Annotated in this window: 11 protein-coding genes and 1 tRNA gene; 11 read left to right on the top strand and 1 reads right to left on the bottom strand. The window is 72.3% G+C overall.

Annotated features, from left to right (window positions below; genetic code table 11):
• The first annotated feature begins 187 nt into the window (after positions 1-187).
• The 6 genes from ACIP67_RS04270 (at position 188) to ACIP67_RS04245 (ending at position 10,529) form a co-directional block, all read left to right on the top strand.
• Positions 188-385 (top strand): hypothetical protein, encoded by a 198-nt coding sequence (locus ACIP67_RS04270; protein WP_401687108.1) that lies wholly within the window; start codon positions 188-190, stop codon positions 383-385.
• Positions 386-686: 301 nt separating this feature from the next.
• Positions 687-3,602, top strand: a complete 2,916-nt coding sequence (gene topA, locus ACIP67_RS04265) for a type I DNA topoisomerase (protein ID WP_401687105.1) — start codon at positions 687-689, stop codon at positions 3,600-3,602.
• 196 nt (positions 3,603-3,798) lie between these two features.
• Positions 3,799-7,134, top strand: coding sequence for a dTMP kinase (tmk, locus tag ACIP67_RS04260; RefSeq protein ID WP_401687102.1), 3,336 nt, complete (start codon positions 3,799-3,801; stop codon positions 7,132-7,134).
• Positions 7,135-7,398: 264 nt separating this feature from the next.
• Positions 7,399-8,604 carry a DNA polymerase III subunit delta' gene (locus ACIP67_RS04255; protein ID WP_401687099.1) on the top strand — a complete coding sequence of 402 codons (1,206 nt, stop codon included), beginning with the start codon at positions 7,399-7,401 and terminating at the stop codon, positions 8,602-8,604.
• 168 nt (positions 8,605-8,772) lie between these two features.
• A complete protein-coding gene (locus tag ACIP67_RS04250; protein ID WP_401687096.1) occupies positions 8,773-10,344 on the top strand; it encodes an alpha/beta hydrolase in 1,572 nt (523 codons plus the stop codon).
• Positions 10,345-10,452: 108 nt separating this feature from the next.
• Positions 10,453-10,529: transfer RNA gene (locus ACIP67_RS04245), tRNA-Thr, on the top strand.
• Between the two features lie 326 nt (positions 10,530-10,855).
• Here the strand turns inward: ACIP67_RS04245 and ACIP67_RS04240 are convergent.
• The gene (locus ACIP67_RS04240) at positions 10,856-12,049 is read right to left on the bottom strand and encodes a helix-turn-helix domain-containing protein (protein WP_401687094.1); all 1,194 of its coding nucleotides are present in this window, start codon (positions 12,047-12,049) and stop codon (positions 10,856-10,858) included.
• A 124-nt stretch (positions 12,050-12,173) separates the two neighbouring features.
• On the opposite strand from ACIP67_RS04240, the gene ACIP67_RS04235 reads away from it, so the two are divergent.
• The 5 genes from ACIP67_RS04235 (at position 12,174) to ACIP67_RS04215 (ending at position 19,580) form a co-directional block, all read left to right on the top strand.
• Entirely contained in the window at positions 12,174-12,788 is a 615-nt protein-coding gene (locus tag ACIP67_RS04235; protein ID WP_401687091.1) for a toll/interleukin-1 receptor domain-containing protein, read from the top strand.
• 142 nt (positions 12,789-12,930) lie between these two features.
• Positions 12,931-15,021, top strand: a complete 2,091-nt coding sequence (locus ACIP67_RS04230) for a PQQ-binding-like beta-propeller repeat protein (RefSeq protein ID WP_401687089.1) — start codon at positions 12,931-12,933, stop codon at positions 15,019-15,021.
• A gap of 16 nt (positions 15,022-15,037) precedes the next feature.
• Positions 15,038-15,469, top strand: coding sequence for a hypothetical protein (locus ACIP67_RS04225; RefSeq protein ID WP_401687086.1), 432 nt, complete (start codon positions 15,038-15,040; stop codon positions 15,467-15,469).
• Complete coding sequence (locus ACIP67_RS04220) at positions 15,466-19,359, top strand: hypothetical protein (RefSeq protein WP_401687083.1); 3,894 nt, start codon at positions 15,466-15,468, stop codon at positions 19,357-19,359. Before ACIP67_RS04225 ends, ACIP67_RS04220 begins: the two co-directional genes overlap by 4 nt.
• On the top strand, positions 19,356-19,580 hold the full coding sequence (locus ACIP67_RS04215; RefSeq protein WP_401687080.1) for a hypothetical protein: 225 nt from the start codon (positions 19,356-19,358) through the stop codon (positions 19,578-19,580). Before ACIP67_RS04220 ends, ACIP67_RS04215 begins: the two co-directional genes overlap by 4 nt.
• Positions 19,581-19,606 lie beyond the last annotated feature (26 nt).

The following is a 19,606-nucleotide window of genomic DNA, read 5'->3' as shown; positions in this document are numbered from 1 at the left end:
CCACGGAAGCGACACCCGCGCGCCGAACGGTGTGAGACCGGTCGCACTCCGGCGCGCGGCTCCCGGCGGCGCTCCGCCCCCGACCGTCGACCGGGCGTTCACCCCGGGTTCGCCCAGGCGCCGCCCGCGCGTGTCAGCCTCGCGGGACGGGGCACGCGCGGGCAGCGGAAGAGGGGCTCGGACGATCATGGAGAGTGGACCGGCGATCTTCGCTGGAGCGGTGTTCGCTCTGTTCGGAGGCGGTCTGCTGTTGTGGACAGCGGTCCGCGTACGACAGCGTCGGCCCGTCGCCCACGGTGTGAGCCCCATCGCATCGGCGACGCTCGCGGGGTTCGCCGCCGTGGTCGCCCTGGCCCTCGGAACGTGGTGCTTCACCCGCCTCTGAAAACCTCGCGAAGCGGCGGGGAAGCGACGCCGAAGATCTTGCGCAAGGCCGCGTGAGAACCACGTCGGCGCGGCGGCGCGGACAATTGAGAGGTCACGCTCCGGTCCGGCGGAAAAGTGCGGGTCGGCACTCCGGGCGGCAGGAATGGCGGTAGTCGGGTTACCGTTCGAGTGGCCGTTGCGGGCTTTTCCCGTTTGACACGGGGGCGGGCTGTACCGTCACACTCCGCAGCGTCACCATGACCCAACCCCGGGAGCAAGGCCTGGGGAGGCCCCAGCGTCGACCGGAGAGAAGAGCGAAGTTGTCCCCGACCAGCGAGACCGCGAAGGGCGGCCGCCGACTCGTCATCGTCGAGTCGCCTGCCAAGGCGAAGACGATCAAGGGCTATCTCGGCCCCGGATACGTTGTCGAGGCGAGCGTCGGGCACATCCGCGACCTCCCCAACGGCGCCGCGGAGGTGCCGGAGAAGTACACCGGCGAGGTCCGCCGCCTCGGTGTGGACGTCGAACACGACTTCCAGCCCATCTATGTGATCAACGCCGACAAGAAGGCGCAGGTCAAGAAGCTCAAGGACCTGCTCAAGGAGTCCGACGAACTCTTCCTCGCCACCGATGAGGACCGGGAGGGCGAGGCGATCGCCTGGCACCTCCAGGAAGTCCTCAAGCCGAAGATCCCCGTCAAGCGGATGGTCTTCCACGAGATCACCAAGGACGCGATCCGAGCGGCCGTCGCCAACCCGCGCCAGCTCAACCAGAAGCTGGTCGACGCCCAGGAGACCCGCCGCATCCTGGACCGCCTCTACGGCTACGAGGTCTCGCCGGTCCTGTGGAAGAAGGTCATGCCGCGCCTGTCGGCGGGCCGGGTCCAGTCGGTGGCCACGCGGCTCGTCGTCGAGCGGGAACGCGAGCGCATCGCCTTTCGTTCGGCTGAGTACTGGGACCTGACGGGCACCTTCTCCCCCACCTCCGGCTTCGCTCCGGCGGGGGGACCCCCATCCGGCCGCGCGGGAGACCTGTCGGACCCGTCGTCGCTGGTCGCCCGCCTCCAGGCCGTCGACGGCAGGCGGGTCGCGCAGGGCCGCGACTTCGACTCCCTGGGACAACTGAAGAGCGCGAACACCCTCCACCTGGACGAGGCGAACGCCCGCGCGCTCGCCGCCGCCCTGGCGGACACGCGGTTCTCCGTGCGGTCCGTGGAGTCGAAGCCGTACCGCCGCTCGCCGTACGCCCCGTTCCGGACGACGACGCTCCAGCAGGAGGCCAGCCGCAAGCTCGGCTTCGGCGCGAAGGCCACGATGCAGATCGCGCAGAAGCTGTACGAGAACGGCTTCATCACGTACATGCGTACGGACTCCACGACGCTGAGCGACACCGCCGTCACGGCGGCCCGCGCCCAGGTCACGCAGCTGTACGGCGCCGACTACCTGCCGGACCGGCCGCGCACGTACGCCGGCAAGGTCAAGAACGCGCAGGAGGCGCACGAGGCGATCCGCCCCTCGGGTGATCGTTTCCGCACGCCCGCCGAGACGGGCCTGACCGGCGACCAGTTCCGGCTCTACGAGCTGATCTGGAAGCGGACCGTCGCCTCCCAGATGAAGGACGCGACCGGCAACAGCGTGACCGTGAAGATCGGTGGCACCGCCGCCGACGGCCGGGACGTCGAGTTCAGCGCCTCCGGCAAGACGATCACCTTCCACGGCTTCCTCAAGGCGTACGTCGAGGGCGCCGACGACCCGAACGCCGAGCTGGACGACCGCGAGCGCCGCCTGCCGCAGGTCACCGAGGGCGACGCCCTCACCGCCGAGGAGATCACGGTCGACGGCCACGCCACCAAGCCCCCGGCCCGCTACACCGAGGCCAGCCTCGTCAAGGAGCTCGAAGAGCGCGAGATCGGCCGCCCGTCGACGTACGCGTCGATCATCGGCACGATCCTCGACCGCGGCTATGTCTTCAAGAAGGGCACGGCCCTCGTGCCGTCCTTCCTGTCCTTCGCCGTGGTCAACCTCCTGGAAAAGCACTTCGGGCGGCTCGTCGACTACGACTTCACCGCCAAGATGGAAGACGACCTCGACCGCATCGCCCGCGGTGAGGCGCAGTCCGTGCCGTGGCTGAAGCGGTTCTACTTCGGCGAGGGTGAGGGCGCGGGCATCGGCGGCGCGGCCGAGGCCGGCAACGGCGACGGGGACCACCTCGGCGGCCTCAAGGAGCTGGTGACCGACCTGGGCGCGATCGACGCGCGTGAGGTGTCGTCGTTCCCCGTGGGCAACGGCATCGTGCTGCGCGTCGGGCGCTTCGGGCCGTACATCGAGCGGGGCGAGAAGGACGCGGAGGGTCACCAGCGGGCCGACATCCCCGACGACCTGGCGCCCGACGAGCTGACCCTCGAACTGGCCGAGGAACTGCTCGCCGCGCCGAGCGGCGACTTCGAGCTGGGCACCGACCCGGCCACGGGCCACCAGATCGTCGCCAGGAAGGGCCGCTACGGGCCGTACGTCACCGAGGTGCTCCCCGAGGGCACCCCGAAGACCGGCAAGAACGCGGTCAAGCCGCGCACGGCCTCGCTGTTCAAGTCGATGTCGCTGGACACGGTGACCCTCGACGACGCCCTCCGGCTGATGTCGCTGCCGCGGACCGTCGGCACCGACGCCGAGGGCGTGGAGATCACCGCACAGAACGGCCGCTACGGCCCGTACCTGAAGAAGGGCACGGACTCGCGGTCGCTGCAGTCCGAGGACCAGCTCTTCACGATCACGCTCGAAGAGGCGCTGGAGATCTACTCCCAGCCCAAGCAGCGCGGCCGCGCCGCCGCCAAGCCGCCGCTGAAGGAACTGGGGGCGGACCCGGTCAGCGGCAAGCCGGTCGTCGTCAAGGACGGCCGCTTCGGGCCGTACGTCACCGACGGTGAGACCAACGCGACCCTGCGCTCCGGCGACAGCGTCGAGGCGATCACCCCGGAACGCGGGTTCGAGCTGCTCGCCGAGAAGCGGGCCAAGGCGCCCGCCAAGAAGACGGCGAAGAAGGCGCCCGCCAAGAAGACGGCCGCGAAGAAGGCGGCACCGGCGAAGAAGACGGCCGCCAAGAAGACCGCGGCGAAGAAGACGACGACCGCGGCGAAGAAGACGACCACGACGGCGAAGAAGGCGACGACGGCGAGGGCGGCGGCCTCGAAGGCGGCGGTCTCTAAGACGGCGGCCTCGAAGACGGCCGGCGAGGAATGAGCCGTCGGGGCCTCCCGGCGTCCGGGCTGGGTTGCTGCCGGGGCCGGTGAGGCGTGTGGGGATTCCCCGCGCCCGTTCCTCGAAACGCACGCTCCGGCATCGCTTTGGTGTCGGGGCGTGCGCGGGTTGGTGTCGGCGTGTGCGAGTGCGTGGACGGGTGCCTCGGTGTGTCAGTCGCTGCCGATAGGCTGAACGCATGACGCGAGCCGAGCAGCCAACGGCCCATCACCCGGCCCCAGACGACGCCCTGGTAGCGGACTCCCGCGAGCGCGCCGTCCGCGCCCTGCTGCGCCAGCCGCAGCTCAGGCGGTTGTGGAGCGCGCAGTTGGTGAGCGGCGTCGGTGACGCCCTCGCCCTCCTGGTGCTCGTCCTCCTCGCCCTCCAGGCGGCCATCGCCGAGGGTTCCTTCGGAGGCGGCTACCGGGGTGTGGCGTTCGCTGTGGCGATCGTCTTCGGAGTGCGGATCCTCGCCACCCTGCTTTTCGGCGCGGTCCTTCTCGGGCCGCTGACCTCGCTGACGTCGCCGGACGGTCCGCTCGACCGCCGCTGGACCATGGTCGGCGCGGACGGCCTGCGCGCCGTTCTGCTGATCATCGCGCCGCTGTGGATCGACTGGATCCCCGACGACGCCCTGGCCCTGCTGCTGGTCACCGTGTTCGTGACCGGCGTCGCCGAGCGGTTCTGGACGGTCGCCCGTGAGGGCGCGGCGCCCGCGCTGCTGCCCGCCCCGCCCCTGGAGGGCGCCACGGTACGGCCGCTGCCGGACCACCTCGAAGCACTGCGCCGCCTGTCGCTGCGCACGGGTTTCGTGGCGATCCCGCTGGGCGCGGCCGCGCTGCTCGTGGCGGCGCTGCTCAACAATCTGCTGGGGGCCGGCATCGCCTGGTTCGACCAGCACCAGGCGGCGCTCGCCTCCTACGTAGCGGCGGGCCTGTTCGCCGCTTCGCTGTCCGTCGTGGTGTTCCTGGAGCTGCCGGGCACGCGCACCCCGCGCGCGCGGTCCCCGCTCGAAGGGCTGCGCCGGCCCCGCACCGCCACCGGCGTCGACACGGGCCGTACGGGCGCGATCCCGCTGCTGGTGCTCGCCTGCGCGGCCGTCGCCGGTGCGATCGCGGCCGCGGTCGCCGTGGCGGTGCTGCACGCCAAGGACCTGGGCGGCGGCCCGGTGACGTACGGCCTGCTCGTGCTCGGGCTGACCGGCGGGGTCGTCGTCGGCGTCCGGACGGCGCCGAAGGTGCTGGTCACGCTGTCGCGGCGGCGGCTGCTCGCGCTCGCGATCGCCTTCACCGGCGTGGCGCTGCTCGCGGCGGGTCTGGTTCCGGACGTCACCAGCGTGCTGCTGATCGTCACCCTGGCCGGCGTCGGCGCCGGCGTGGCCGCCAACACCGGGCACGCGCTGCTCGACCAGGAGACCGAGGACCACCGCCGCGCGCGCGTGACGGAGCACCTGCACGCGGCGGTCCGGGTCGTCGTCGCGCTGGCCGCGCTGATCGCCCCCCTGGTGGCCGCGCTGATCGGGCCGCACCGGCTGGAGAACGGCAAGTTCGTCTTCGCGCACGGAGGGGCCGCGTTCACGCTGATGCTGGTGGGGGCCCTGCTGCTGCCGGTGGCCGCGCTGGTGCTGGCCAAGGTCGACGACCGCTCCGGGGTGCCGCTGCGCCACGACCTGCGGGACGCGCTGCTCGGCGGCGACGACCCCGTGCAGGCCTCCGCGTCGAACGGCTTCTTCATCGCCCTGGAGGGCGGCGACGGCGCCGGCAAGTCCACCCAGGCCGAGGCGCTCGCCGAGTGGATCCGCGCCAAGGGCCACGAGGTCGTCCTCACCCGCGAGCCGGGGGCCACGCCCGTCGGCAAGCGGCTGCGGTCGATCCTGCTCGACGTGTCGAGCGCGGGCCTCTCGCACCGCGCGGAGGCGCTGCTGTACGCGGCGGACCGCGCGGAGCACGTCGACACCGTCGTCCGTCCCGCCCTGGAGCGCGGCGCGGTGGTGATCACCGACCGGTACATCGACTCGTCGGTGGCCTACCAGGGCGCCGGTCGCGACCTGTCGCCGACGGAGATCGCCCGCATCTCCCGGTGGGCCACGAACGGGCTGGTGCCGCAGCTGACGGTCCTGCTGGACGTCTCCCCGGAGACCGCCCGCGAACGCTTCACGGAGGCGCCGGACCGGCTGGAGTCGGAGCCGGCCGAGTTCCACGCGCGCGTGCGCTCCGGCTTCCTCACCCTGGCCGCCGCCGACCCCGGCCGCTACCTCGTCGTGGACGCCGGTCAGGAACCGGAGGCCGTCACCTCGGTCGTCCGGGCCCGGCTCGACCGGATGCTGCCGCTGTCCGAGGCCGAGATCAGGGCCCAGGAGGAGGCGCGCCGCAAGGCCGAGGAAGAGGCGCGGAAGAAGGCCGAGGAGGAGGCCCGCCGCAAGGCCGAGGAGGAACGCCTGGAGCGTGAGCGCCAGGAGCAGCTCGCCAAGCTGCGCGCCGAGGAGGAGGAGCGCAAGCGGCGCGAACTGGAGGAGGCGCAGCGGCGCGAGGCCGAACGGCAGGCCGAGGAGGCCCGCAGGCGGGCCGAGGAAGCGGCCCGGCGCGCCGAGGAGGAGCGGGCCCGCCTCCTCGCCGAGGAGAAGGCCCGGGCCGAGGAGGAGGCCCGCCGGAAGGCGGATGAGGAGCGGCGCCGCAAGCAGGCCGAGGAGGAGTCCCGGCTGCGTGCCGAGGCCGAGGCGCGGCGTCTGGAGAAGCAGCGCAAGGCCGAGGAGGCGCTGCTGCGTGCCGAGGAGGCGCGGCGCGCCGCCGAGCAGGCCGCTGCCGCGGCGCAGGCCGGCCCCCGGCCGACGCGCCCCGCGGCGGCCGCTGCCCCGGCGCCGGCCCCGGCTGTCGCGCCGGACGCGGCGACCGTACCGACGCCCGTGGTGACGCCGACGAACGCGTCGGGCGGACCGGTCGAGGACACGGCCGTGCTGCCCCGGGTGCGGATGGACAAGGATCCCGAAAACCGGCGGGACGCGCGGGAGCCGCTGGAGCGGTCCGGGGCGGACGCCTCGGGCACGTCGGACGCGTCGGGTGCGTCCGAAGGGCACGGGTCCGACTCCGAGGTGACGGCCGAGCTGCCGCAGCCGCCGGCACCGGCCGGCGCGGCCGACGAGACGGCCGTCCTGCCGCCCGTGGCCCCGCAGGGGGTCGCCGACGAGACGGCCGTGCTGCCCCCGGTGCGCGAGGCGCGTCCCACGGAGGAGACGGCCGTACGGCCCCCCGTCCCCGGGGAGAGCCCTGTCGACCGGGTGCCGCAGGCGTACTTCCGCGACCAGCGGGACGGAGCGGGGCCGGACGGCTCCGAGGGGCGTACGCGTGAGCTGCCGCAGGTCGACGAGTCGGGCACGCCCCGGCAGCGGCCGCGGTCGGACTGGGCCGAGGAGACCCCGCTGGACGACCTGCCGACGCTGGCGGACGAACTGCTGGGACCGCATCGCGGTGAGGACGGACCCGACGACGGCTTCGACGACGGACGCGGCGGCGGCCGTGGGCGGGGACGACGCCGGTGAGGCGCGGTCGTCGGCGGTAGGACGCGGTCGGGTGTCGGGGTCGTGCCCGACGCCTGAGGGCCGATGGCTGCCGGTGCTTCGGGTCTTGTGCTTCGTGCCTGGGGCCCGGCGCCCGTTGCCCGGCGCTCAGCCGTCGTCCGCGCGGTCCTCGCCTCCCTCCCGCCGACCGCCCTCGCCTCCCGCCCGCCGGGGGCACTGTCAGTGGCAGCGCGCACAATGGAATCCGCACTGGGCGGCATCGTGACGAAAGGGGCGGCGTAACCCATGACCGTGTGGGACGACCTCGTCGGGCAGGAGAAGGTGAGCGAACAGCTCGCCGCCGCCGCCCGGGACGCCGACGCGCTCATCACCGCGTCCGCCTCCGACGCGCCGCCACCCGAGGCGTCCAAGATGACGCACGCCTGGCTGTTCACCGGCCCGCCCGGCGCGGGCCGGACACAGGCCGCCCGCGCCTTCGCCGCCGCCCTCCAGTGCGTGAGCCCCGACCGGGCCCTCGGCGGCGCCCCCGGGTGCGGGTTCTGCGACGGCTGTCACACCGCGCTCATCGGCACGCACGCCGACGTCAGCACCGTCGCCGCCGTGGGCACGCAGATCCTCGCCGAGGACATGCGCGACACGGTGCGGAAGTCGTTCACCTCGCCGGCCACCGGCCGTTGGCAGGTGATCCTCGTCGAGGACGCCGAGCGGCTCAACGAGAAGTCCGCCAACGCCGTCCTCAAGGCGGTGGAGGAGCCGGCGCCGCGTACCGTCTGGCTCCTGTGCGCCCCCTCCATCGAGGACGTCCTGCCCACCATCCGCTCCCGTTGCCGCCACCTGAACCTGCGGACGCCGTCCGTCGACGCCGTGGCCGACATGCTCGTACGGCGTGAGGGCGTCGAGCCCGCCGTCGCGGCGGCCGCCTCCCGCGCCACCCAGGGGCACGTCGACCGGGCCCGGCGCCTGGCCACCGACCCCGCCGCGCGGGAGCGCCGTGCCGCCGTGCTCAAGCTGCCACTGCGCGTCGAGGACGTCGGCGGATGCCTCCGGGCCGCCCAGGAACTCGTCGACGCCGCCACCGACGACGCGAAACAGCTCGCGGAAGAGCGGGACGCCAAGGAGACCGAGGAGCTGAAGGCGGCGCTGGGCGCCGTCCAGGGCGGCCGAATGCCGCGCGGCACGGCCGGCGTGATGAAGGACCTGGAGGACAAGCAGAAACGGCGCAGGACGCGGACCCAGCGCGACAGCCTCGACCTCGCGCTGACCGACCTCACCGCCTTCTACCGGGACGTCCTCGCCCTCCAGCTCGGCTCCCGCGTCGCGCTGGCCAACACGGACGCCGAGGACGCCCTGGAGCGACTGGCCCGCGGCAGCACCCCCGAGTCCACCCTGCGCCGCATCGAGGCCATCGGCGCGTGCAGAGAGGCCCTCGACCGGAACGTGGCGCCGTTGCTGGCGGTGGAGGCGATGACGATGGCACTGAGAGCGGGCTGAGCCCGGCGGCCCGGCGGCCCGGCGGCCCGGCGGCGCGGGCCGGGACGGCAGTGCCCGGGTGCCCGGGGCGCCCCGCACGAGCCGATGCGACGATCGACCGTGTCACTCGTCCGTGGTGCTTCGCGTACACACCGCATCGGCGTCATCGCGCACAGTTACGCTCGCGGGATGCACATCAGGCGCATCCCGCACAGGTCCCGAACCGGCGTCTCCCTCGTCTCCCTCGCCGCCCTGCTCCTCTCCGCCTGTTCCGCCGGAGGCGTGACGAGCACCGCCACGCGCACGGGGGCGGAGGTGACACTGGCCACGCTGCCCCGGGCCACACCGTCCGCGCTCGCGCCGTACTACGGGCAGAAGCTGACCTGGCGCGGGTGCGGCGTCCCCGGTTTCGAGTGCGCCACCCTGAAGGCGCCGCTCGACTACGACCGGCCCGGCGACGGCGACATCCGGCTCGCCGTCTCCCGCAAGAAGGCGACCGGCCCGGGGAAGCGGATCGGCTCGCTGCTGGTGAACCCCGGCGGGCCCGGCGGCTCCGCGGTCGGCTACCTCCAGCAGTACGCCGGCGTCGGCTACCCGGCCGCGGTCCGCGCCCGCTACGACATGGTCGCCGTCGACCCCCGGGGCGTGGCCCGCAGCGAACCCGTGGAGTGCCTCGACGGGCGCGCCATGGACGCGTACACACAGGCCGACGTCACACCCGACGACCAGCGGGAGACGGACCGGCTCGTCGAGGCGTACAAGGACTTCGCCGAAGGGTGCGGGGCCCGGTCGCCCCGGCTGCTGCGGCACGTCTCCACCGTCGAGGCCGCCCGGGACATGGACGTCCTGCGGGCGGCTCTGGGGGACCGCAGGCTGACGTACGTGGGGGCGTCGTACGGGACGTTCCTCGGGGCGACGTACGCGGGACTGTATCCGCACCGCGTCGGCCGGCTGGTGCTGGACGGGGCGATGGACCCGGCGCTGCCCGCCCGGCGCCTGAACCTGGACCAGACGGCGGGCTTCGAGACGGCGTTCCGGTCGTTCGCGAAGGACTGCGTACGGCAGCCGGACTGCCCGCTGGGCACCAAGGCGGACAAGGTCGGCGGCAACCTCAGGGCGTTCTTCGAGAAGACCGACGCGCGGCCCCTGCCGACCGGCGACACGGGCGGCCGCAGGCTCACCGAGTCCCTCGCCACCACCGGCGTGATCGCGGCGATGTACGACGAGAGCGGCTGGGGGCGACTGCGCGACGCGCTCACCGCCGCGATCAAGGACCAGGACGGTGCGGGCCTGCTCCTCCTCGCCGACAGCTACTACGAACGGGACGCCGAGGGCCGCTACGCGAACCTCATGTACGCCAACGCGGCCGTGAACTGCCTGGACTCGCCGGCCGCCTTCGACGGCCCCGACCAGGTGCGCCGCACCCTGCCGACGTTCGAGAAGGCGTCCCCCGTCTTCGGCGAGGGCCTCGCCTGGTCCTCCCTGAACTGCGCTTACTGGCCCGTCGCGCCCACCGGCCAACCGCGTCGCATCGAGGCGAAGGGCGCGGCCCCGATCGTCGTCGTCGGCACCACCCGCGACCCGGCGACCCCCTACGGCTGGGCGCGCTCCCTCTCCCGCCAGCTCTCCTCGGCCCGCCTCCTCACCTACGACGGCGACGGCCACACCGCCTACGGCCGCGGCAGCGGGTGCATCGACTCCGCGATCAACGCCTACCTGCTCCGCGGGACGCCCCCGACGGACGGAAAACGCTGCACGTGACCCGGGCCGCCACCCCCGGAACCGCCACCTCCGGGGGTGGTGCGGAGCACCCCCGGAAACTGTGTAGACTTACCGACGTTGCTGATCGCACCATGGTGTGGGCAGCGCGCCGCCTTAGCTCAGATGGCCAGAGCAACGCACTCGTAATGCGTAGGTCTCGGGTTCGAATCCCGAAGGCGGCTCCATGGTGAACCCCAGGTCGGGCCTCTGACCTGGGGCTTCTTGTTTTAGTTGACCTTGAAATTCGGGCTGATCGGGCACGTGCGGTCTGTGCATCGCAATGCGTAGGTCTAGAGTTGGCGGCCAGTGGTGGTTGCGGATCGCGGGGCTGTGACCTCGGCATTTGTTTATGGCTGTCGATCCCCCAGGCCCCGTCCGGTTCGAGCCGGTGGCCATTGGGTGGCCAGGCGTGCAGAGGTCGTGCAGACGGCTCCTCGGTCAGGCTCGCGGTTTCCGCATGAGAGTTGTGCCATCCAGACAATCGCGCGACCGTGCCAGCCGATCGCGACTGTCAGCCGATCGTGAGGGCGGCCGATGCTTCGATGAGGGCGAGTTGGCCCGGGCCGGCTCTTCGGGTCCGGGCCTGTTCCACGAACCGGCCCAGCTCCGCGCGGACGGTGGCCGAGTCCATGCGCTTGATCACGGGCAGTGTGGCCTCGACGATCTGACAGGCGTCGTCGAGGCGGCCGACACCGGCCAGGGCTGTCGCCTGCCGAACCGCGAAGCGGGCCTGGGAGTTGCTGTCCACCGGGACGGCCGGCCGGTGCCGGAGCTCGGCGGCGAAAAGAGCGGCGGCCGGCTCGAAGCGACGGAGGCTGAGCATGCAGGACGCCTTGATGAGCCGAGGGTTGCCGTTCTCGATGCGCGGGCCCCAGTGAGGGGTCTGTTCGCCGATGACCTCGGCGGCGTGGCTTCTGAACCGCTCCAGTGCCTCCCGGCAGGCCCCCGCATCGCCACGGCGCGCATGCCCCTGGGCCGCGCGCCGCGCGGCGTGCGCGCGGATCACCGGGTTGGCCGCAGGGTGCCCAGCCGCCTTGTCAGCGAATGCGATCGTCGCATCGGTGTCACCGCGGTGCTGGGCGATGGACGCCTTGCGGACCAGGGCATACGCGGCCACCGTTTCGTCCCCGCCGCGGGCGCCCCAGCGGACCGCGAGATTCGTCCAGCGCAACGCCTCTGCAGGATTTCCCGCCTCTTGTGCCATCCACCCCGTGTATTCGGCGAACCTCGAGGCCAGCAGCCAGATGTCGGCACGCTGCTCGCCAACGGCGTGCGGACCGGCGTCTGTCAGGATCCGCGTGATCGACTTCATCGAAGCGGTGACGAACCTCGGTCCGGTGGATCTGCCGATGTCCTTCAGCTCCCACAGGACCCGCTCGTATCCGGCGACCACGGAGCCGGCCTCGACGACGCCCTCGGCCCGGGCGCCGCGGCGACCGGCCCCGGCCAGCTCGACAAGTTCCCCGCCGGTGCCGAAGGCCGCGTCGCATGCCGCCGCCACAGCGGGCGTCGGGTTGCGCAACCCGCTCTCCAGATTGCAGATCTGCCCTTCGGACACGTTCGCACGCCGGGCGAACTCGCGCACGCTCCACCCCCGACGTGCCCGGAGTGTGGCCAGGACGACGCCGAAGTCGCCCGGCGGCAGACGCGCGCTGGTCGATCTCCCTGCCGAGACCGTCCCTGCCGCGCTGTCCGCCGAGTCCATACCGGCCAGCGTACGGAGCCTTGCGGCCGCTATTCAATCCCCGGTGAATAGCCACCGAGCGCGTACTCCGCCCCTAGGGTGAGCACGGTCCCTGACGTCAAGCCCTGCCAGAGAGGGGGCAATTGTGCCGCGCATCTTCCTCAGCTTTCGCAAACCGGACTCCCGGTGGATGCGAGACCGCGTCTACCGCGCGCTGTCCGACCGCTTAGGTGCCAACGAGATCTTCAAGTCGGGCCAGTCGATACCGCCCGGGGCCGACTTCGCCGAGATCCTGCAGCGGCAGGCCGCCGAGTGCGAGCTCATGTGCGTACTGATCGGGCCCGGGTGGCTCGACGCGCGGGGCGAGGACGGTGTGCGGCTCCTGGACCGGGCTCACGACTGGGTCCGCCTGGAGATCGCGACAGCTCTGCGGGCGGGAAACCGCGTCGTCCCGGTCCTTCTGGGTGACGCGACGATGCTGCCCGACGCCTCGGCACTGCCGGCCGAGATCGCGGAGCTGGCGCGCCTGCAGTTCCTCCGCCTTCCGGAGACCCATCTGCCGGACGGACTGGAGCACTTGAGCGACGCGGTGACCGCTCTCCTGTCCGATACCGATACCGATGCCGGCCCCGCTGTCGAACCCGGGCACGGCACGGCGCCGGCCGCCGATCCGGAGCCGTCAGTGACCATGACGGCCCATGTGTCCGGCGGTGGCAGCGCCTACCAGGCGGCCCGTGATCAGACGATCAGGCTGGCGTGAGGGGCGGACGATGGATCATCCCGGAGCAGTCGGTGCTCATCGAATCGGGCCGTATGCGCTGCTCGGAAGGCAGAGCACGGTCGGCGGGGGCGAAGTCTTCGTGGCCCGTACGGATGAGGGGCGACTCGTCACGGTCACGGTCGTGAGGCCCGAACTCGCTGCGGACCCGGGGTTCCGGGACCGGTTCCGAGTCGCCGTCGAGACGGCACGGACGCTGTCCGGTGCCTTCCTCGTACCGGTGGCGGATGCCAACGCCGACGCGTCGGTTCCTTGGCTGGTGACCGAGTTCACCGCCGGACTGCCGCTCCGGCAGGCGGTGGACCGGCACGGCGCACTGTCCGAACCGGCTCTGCGGGTGCTCGCCGACGGCCTCGCCCGGGCGCTGGCCGCACTCCACGCGGCCGGGACGGTCCACGGCGAGGTGAGCCCGGACTCGGTGCTGCTGACCATGGACGGGCCCCGCATCACCGCCCTGGGGATCGTGGGGGCCACCGGCAGTCCGGCGCCCTCACCGACGGACGACATGTTCGACCTCGGGTCGACCGTGCTGTTCGCAGCTTCCGGAGGCGAGCCGGACACGGGGACCCTCCCCGTGTCGCTGCGCGAGGTGATCGGCGGCTGCCTGTACCCGGAACCGCCGGACCGTCCCACCGCGGAGCAACTCGTCGACTACCTGAGGCTTCAGGACCTGCCGGCCCTAGAGGGCAGTTGGCTGCCGCCGGCGGTGACCGCCGACATGGCCGCCGCGGCCGCGGCGGTGGGGTCGGCGTCCGCCAGGGGCGGCCGGGGCCTCTTTCCTCCGCCGCCGGTGATCGCTGCCGGGACGGGTGTCAGCCGCCGGAAGCTGATCATCGGTCTGGCCGGGGGCGCGGCCGTACTCGGCGGATCCGTGGCGGCACTCGCCTTTTCCGGCGACTCATCGCCGGCACCCGGCGGCCGGGCCGGCGGGTCCGGGTCCACTGCACGGCCGGCCTCTCCGTCAGGTGGGCGATCCACGTCGGCCTCCTCCGCGTCGCCGTCTTCGACGGATGGACCGGAAGCGATCGTTCTGGCCGGACCCGACGCCGCCAAGGCATGGTCAGGTGCCGGAAAGCACGCCCCCACCTGCCTGGAAGCGTCCGACAAGGTGGTCATGGTGGTCACGGACACCGCCACATCCTTCCTGGACGCCGCGACCGGAAAATCCGTGTTCCCCCAGCTGAACACGACCAACGACTTCGGCACGAGATCCGACAGGTACCCGACGGCGTACGCGGACGGAGTGTTCTACCTGCTCTGCGACACACCGAGTCAGACAGGCTTGCTGGCGGCGTTCGACGCCGCCAGCGGCAAGGTGAAGTGGGCGATCGAGATGGCCTACGTCGATCCCGGCGGCGGCTCGGATGCGGCGGCGTACATGAGCAAATATGTGGCAGTCGCAGGGAACACGGTCTATGTATGCGGGAATTTGCTTGAGACGTCCGGGTCGTACTCCTCCGAGTCTCCGACCACCGGCTACATCCGTGCGTTCAACGCCGCGACCGGCAAGCGACTCTGGCAGGTCAAGGGCACGGACATCAACAACGTGCTCGTACCGCCCTCCGGTTCTCATCTGCTGGCCACCTCGGCCGTTCCGGGCAAGAAGCCCGGTCGCGTCCAGATGTTCGACGCCGGCAGGAAAGGCGCCCGCCGCTGGAAGGTGGCCGTTCCGGACGCCGCGTTCTACTTCTCCACCGGCTGGCCGCTGACGTGCTACGCCGCCGGGCTGTTCCTGTTCGCCGGCGGCAACGGCGACACGCTGTTCGCCGTCGACGCGGCCACCGGCAGCGAGAAGTGGCATCAGCGCTTCGATTCGAACAGTGGGGACCAGGTCCGGATCGGCACACCGTTCTCCAGCCTGGACGGCGCGACCGTGTACGTACCGATCGGCAGCGACCTGGCCGCCTTGGCCACGGCCGACGGCACTCTCAAGTGGGTCGCGAGGCTCGAAGGGGCCAGCGAGACGGGCACTTCCAACATGTTCAACGCCGCCAGCAGGCTCTCCGGCAAGAGCACGCAGTGTTCGGCCGACACCGTCTTCGCCACCGACAGCGCCAAGACGCTGTGGGCCATCGACGCGGCCACCGGCAGGGCCCGGTGGAAATACCGCGACCCCGGGCAGCCGGACGTGGGGTTCCTGTGGACGGTGGGGGGCGACCACGTGTTCATCGCCTCCCACCTGACCATGACCGCGATCGCGGCCCACGGGCGGTAAGGGACAAGGAGAAGACATGGAGACGAGTGTGGAACTCGCCGGCCTGGCATCGGCGGCCGCAGCGCGCCTGATCGATCTGCTGGCGACGGACGGCTGGACCGCGGTCAAGTCCTCGGTCCTGTCGCTGTGGCGGTCCGCGCACCCGGAGCGCGTCGAGGAGGAACTCGCCGACGCACGCGGCGAGTTGCTCCAGGCACAGCAGACGGGCGACGGCCAGGAGCTCCAGGGGCTGCTGGCCGCCGAGTGGCAGGCCCGCATCATCCGGCTGATGGCCACGCGGCCGGACGCCGTCGACGAGCTTCGCGCGCTGATGGGCGAGGAACTGCGCGCTGCCCAAACCCCGGAACAGCAGATCACGGGCTCGATGACGCTGGAGGCACACGTCTCCGGCGGCGACGCGTTCCTGGCCGGCCGGGACATGACCGTCACTAGAGGCGGACAGGCGTGACGGAACGCAACACCGACGCCACGCCCCCCGACGGGCCGCCCCCCTGGCAGCCGAAAGGGCTGGAGGCGACCGTGACGGGAGGTGGCAGCTCCTTCCAAGCCGCCCGCGACATGCACATTCGTGTCGGCGACGAGGGGCGCAGAACCGTGCCCGGCCCCGGCGCCGACCAAGTGCTCTGCCCGTACCCGGGCTTGGCTCCGTTCGACGCGCGGCACAAGCAGTGGTTCTACGGCCGTGAGCGAATGGTTCACCTCGTGTGCGAGCGGATGGACGCCCGGCTGCGTGAGGGCGGCCCGCTGGTGCTGATCGGCCCCTCGGGGGCCGGGAAGTCGTCCCTGCTCGCGGCCGGAGTGCTGCCGGCCCTGGAAGACGGCCGGCTTCCGGTGGCGGGTTCGAGCACCTGGCCCCGGCTGCTGCTGACCCCGACGGCGTCCCCGGCCCTGGCACTGGCGGCCGCCGCCGGGCTCGACGCCGAGACCGCCCGGCGCACGGCACCGAAGTGGCGGGCCGATCCCGCACAGTGCCTTGCCGAGCTGCGCGAGATCACCGGAGCCGCCGATCCGGCGCCCACCGGGGAGCCCCCCTCCGCGGGCCTGGTCGTCGTGGTCGACCAGTTCGAGGAGGTCTTCACGGCCTGCGGCGACGAGACCGAACAACAGTGGTTCATCGACGTACTGGACCGTCTGGCCCGGCCCGCGAGCGGTGCGGTCGTGGTGCTGGGAGTGCGCGCGGACTTCTATGCCGCGTGCACGGCCCATCCGCAGCTCCGGGCGGCGCTCCGGGCCGGACCGGTCTTGCTGGAGCCGATGACGGAGGACGAACTCAAGGAGGCGATCCGCCGCCCGGCCGCCAACGTGGGACTCGACGTTGAAGACGGCCTGGTAGAGGTGCTGCTGGCGGACCTGGGCGCGGTCGGGGGACCGGTCGGTACGAGCACCACGGGCCGGCTGCCGCTGCTCGCACACGCGCTGCGGGCCACCTGGCAGCAGCGCCACGGCCACACGCTCACCGTGGACGGATACCGCGTCACCGGCGGCATCCAGGGCGCCATCGCCACCACGGCGAACAGGCTCTACGACACCCTGCCGCAGCCCTGCCGCGAGGCCGCACGGTGGGTGTTCCTGCGGCTCGTCATCGTGGGACGCGACGCCGACGACAGCCGCCGCCGCGTCCGGTACGACGAGCTGCTGCGTCACGCGCCGGACCGGGAATCGGCCAAGAGCGTCCTGGACGACTTCACCCGTGGCCGGCTGCTGATCCGGGACCAGGACGACACGGTGGTGATGACTCATGAGGTGCTCATCCGCGCCTGGCCCCGGCTGCGGGACTGGATCGAGCACGACCGCAACGGGAACCTCGTACGACAGGATCTGGAGGAGGCGGCCAAGCTCTGGGAACAGGCCGGCCGGGAAACGGCCGCGCTGTACCGTGGCAACCGCCTGGAGGCCGCCCTCGCCTGGGCCGAGACGCACGGGCCGGAACTCAGCGACGCCGCCCGGGCATTCCTGGCAGCCTCCCGCCACCACCAGCGGCGCGGGCAACGGCTCCGACGCGCCGCCGTCGCCGCCATCACCGCCCTGGCCGTGGTCGCCTCGCTGGCCGCGGTGTTCGCCTTCCGGCAGGAGTCCCACGCCCGGGAAGCCGCCGCCCAGGCCCTGCAAGCCCGCAACCAGGCCATCAACGCCGCCGTCACATCCGCGTCCGTGCAACTGGCGCCGACCGATCCCTCGCTGTCCGCTCAACTCGCGCTGACCTCCTACCGCATGGACCCGACCCCGGAGGCGGCCTCCCGGCTCATCTCGACCGAGAACACACCGCTGGCCACCCGGCTTCCCGGCCCGCCCGGCGCGGTGTACACCGTGGCCTACAGCCCCGACGGGCACATGCTGGCCGCCGGGAACGTCTATCAGAACCTCGTCCGGCTGTGGGACGTCTCCGATCCCAGCCGTCCGGTGGCGCTGGGCAAACCCGTGCCCGTCGACCGTTCCGTGGACTCGATCCTCTCGCTCGCGTTCAGCCCGGACGGCCGGGTGCTGGCCGTCGGCGGCCACACCAGCGATAAAGGCGACGCCGGTTCCGGCGGATTCGTCGACCTGTGGAGCCTGACCAGCCCCAGCCACCCGGACCTGCTCGGCCGGCTGAAGAGTCCCGCCGTCAAGGACTGGGACGCCATGGCTTCCGTCGAATCGCTGGCGTTCAGCCCCGACGGCCGTACTCTGGCCGCCGGACGGCACACCGGGCTGGTCAGCCTGTGGAACGTCACCCGCCCCCACGACGTCGACCCCGCGCGAGCGCCCCTGACCCTCGACTGCCCCGACGTCTTCTCCCATCGCATCGCCTTCAGCCCCGACGGGCACACCCTGGCCGCCGCATGCGACGACGACGCCGGCACCATTAGGCTGTGGAACACCACCGACCCGGCCCACCCCGGCCGCGGCCGCTCCCTGAAGGCGGGGCATCGCGTCAACTTCCTGGCGTTCAGCCCCGACAGCCGCACCCTGGCCGCCGGATCCAGCGACAGCAAGGTCCACCTGTGGAAGTTTTCGGACCCCGGCCGCCCCGTCCCCCTGGGCAAGCCGTTGACAGGTCCCGCGCAGCCCGTCATGTCGGTGGCGTTCAGCCCGGACGGGCACACCCTGGCGGCCGGCAGCGCCGACCACGGCATCTATCTGTGGAACGTCTCCCACCCCGGTGCCATCGGCCCTCTGGGCCGGCCGCTGACGGGTCCCGGCGAAGCGGTGACCGACGTGGTGTTCAGCCCGGACAGCCGCACCCTCGCCGCCGGGAACAGCGACGGCAACGTCGATCTGTGGAACCTGCCGCCGACCCGGATCGTCGGCGCCGGCGGCAATGTGGCATCCGTGGCGTTCAGCCCGGACGGGCGCACCCTGGCCGCCGGAAACCAGAACAACACCGTCTCGCTGTGGAACACCGCCGACCCCGACCACCCCGCCCCCCGCGGCGATCCGCTCACCGGCCCCGAGGACCCGGTCGACGCCGTGGCGTTCAGCCCGGACGGGAGCACCCTGGCCGCAGGCGACGGGGGCGGTACCGTCACGCTGTGGAACACCTCCGACCCCAGCCATCCCGTTCGCCTCCGTGAGACCCTCACCGGGGCGGACGGGCCCATCTTCTCCCTGGCGTTCAGCCCCGACGGCCACACCCTGGCAGCGGCCGGCGACGACCCCGAGCGGGGCAGCATCGCCCTGTGGGACGTCAGCGACCCCGCACACCCCGTCGCCCAGCCCGGCATCTCCAATTCCGACACGCGGTCCGTCCTGTCCCTGGCCTTCAGCCGCGACGGCACGATGCTGGCGGCCGGCGGCGACGGCAGCAACGGCGCCGTCGGACTGTGGAGTACAACGGACCCCGGGGTCCGCATCGGGGAGCCGATCGACCAGCCGACCGCCACCGGTACCTGGGTGGCGTTCAGCCCGGACGGTCGCACGCTCGCCACCGGGAACAGCCGCGGCACCGTCACCCTGTGGAACGCCACCGACCCCAACCACCTCACGCGCAGGGGCAGTTCCTTGACAGTACCCGGCGGCAGCCTGTGGTCGGTGGCGTTCAGCCCGGACGGGCACACCCTCGCAGCGGCCGGCCACACGGACAACGGCACCATCAACCTGTGGAACGTCACCGATCCCGACCACCCCACCCCCATCGGCCGATCGCTGACCGTGGAGACCGGATTCGTCGCCGTTCTCGCGTTCAGCCCGGACGGTCACACCCTGGCCGCCACCACCGACGACGGCGTGGCCACGCTCTGGGACCTGAACGTCGAGTCCGCCATCAGCCGTATCTGCGCCGGGAGCTCCGGCGCCCTGAGCCGACAGCAATGGAGCCGATATCTTTTCCAACTGCCGTACGACCCACCCTGTGTGACGTGACCACCGGATGCGACGACGACAGCAGCGGAGCGCCATGGCTGCACGCGGACCGCCTGTACGCGTTACCCGGTAAATCCGACGACGTCCTCACCTACTACACCAAGATGGCTGCCGCGGCCGGCTGGCACTTCGAGCAGCGCCCTGCCCCCCCGGGGGGACCGCCCGCCACCGTGGAGGGCTGCCTGCTCCAGTGGGGATTGATCTGGGCACCGAGCCGTTGAAGGACTGGGGGCGCTGACGCGAGCGG

Origin of the sequence: Streptomyces sp. NPDC088812 (assembly GCF_044750285.1) — a bacterium.
In the GTDB taxonomy this organism is placed as follows: domain Bacteria; phylum Actinomycetota; class Actinomycetes; order Streptomycetales; family Streptomycetaceae; genus Streptomyces.
The sequence above is the reverse complement of the archived record's forward strand: the minus strand, read 5'-3'. Positions and strand labels throughout refer to the sequence as shown.

Coding starts and splice junctions, on each gene's coding strand:
- ACIP67_RS04270 (WP_401687108.1), top strand. CDS start 188: ATGGAGAGTGGACCGGCGATCTTCGCTGGAGCGGTGTTCGCTCTGTTC.
- tmk (WP_401687102.1), top strand. CDS start 3,799: ATGACGCGAGCCGAGCAGCCAACGGCCCATCACCCGGCCCCAGACGAC.
- ACIP67_RS04255 (WP_401687099.1), top strand. CDS start 7,399: ATGACCGTGTGGGACGACCTCGTCGGGCAGGAGAAGGTGAGCGAACAG.
- ACIP67_RS04250 (WP_401687096.1), top strand. CDS start 8,773: ATGCACATCAGGCGCATCCCGCACAGGTCCCGAACCGGCGTCTCCCTC.
- ACIP67_RS04240 (WP_401687094.1), bottom strand. CDS start 12,049: ATGGACTCGGCGGACAGCGCGGCAGGGACGGTCTCGGCAGGGAGATCG.
- ACIP67_RS04225 (WP_401687086.1), top strand. CDS start 15,038: ATGGAGACGAGTGTGGAACTCGCCGGCCTGGCATCGGCGGCCGCAGCG.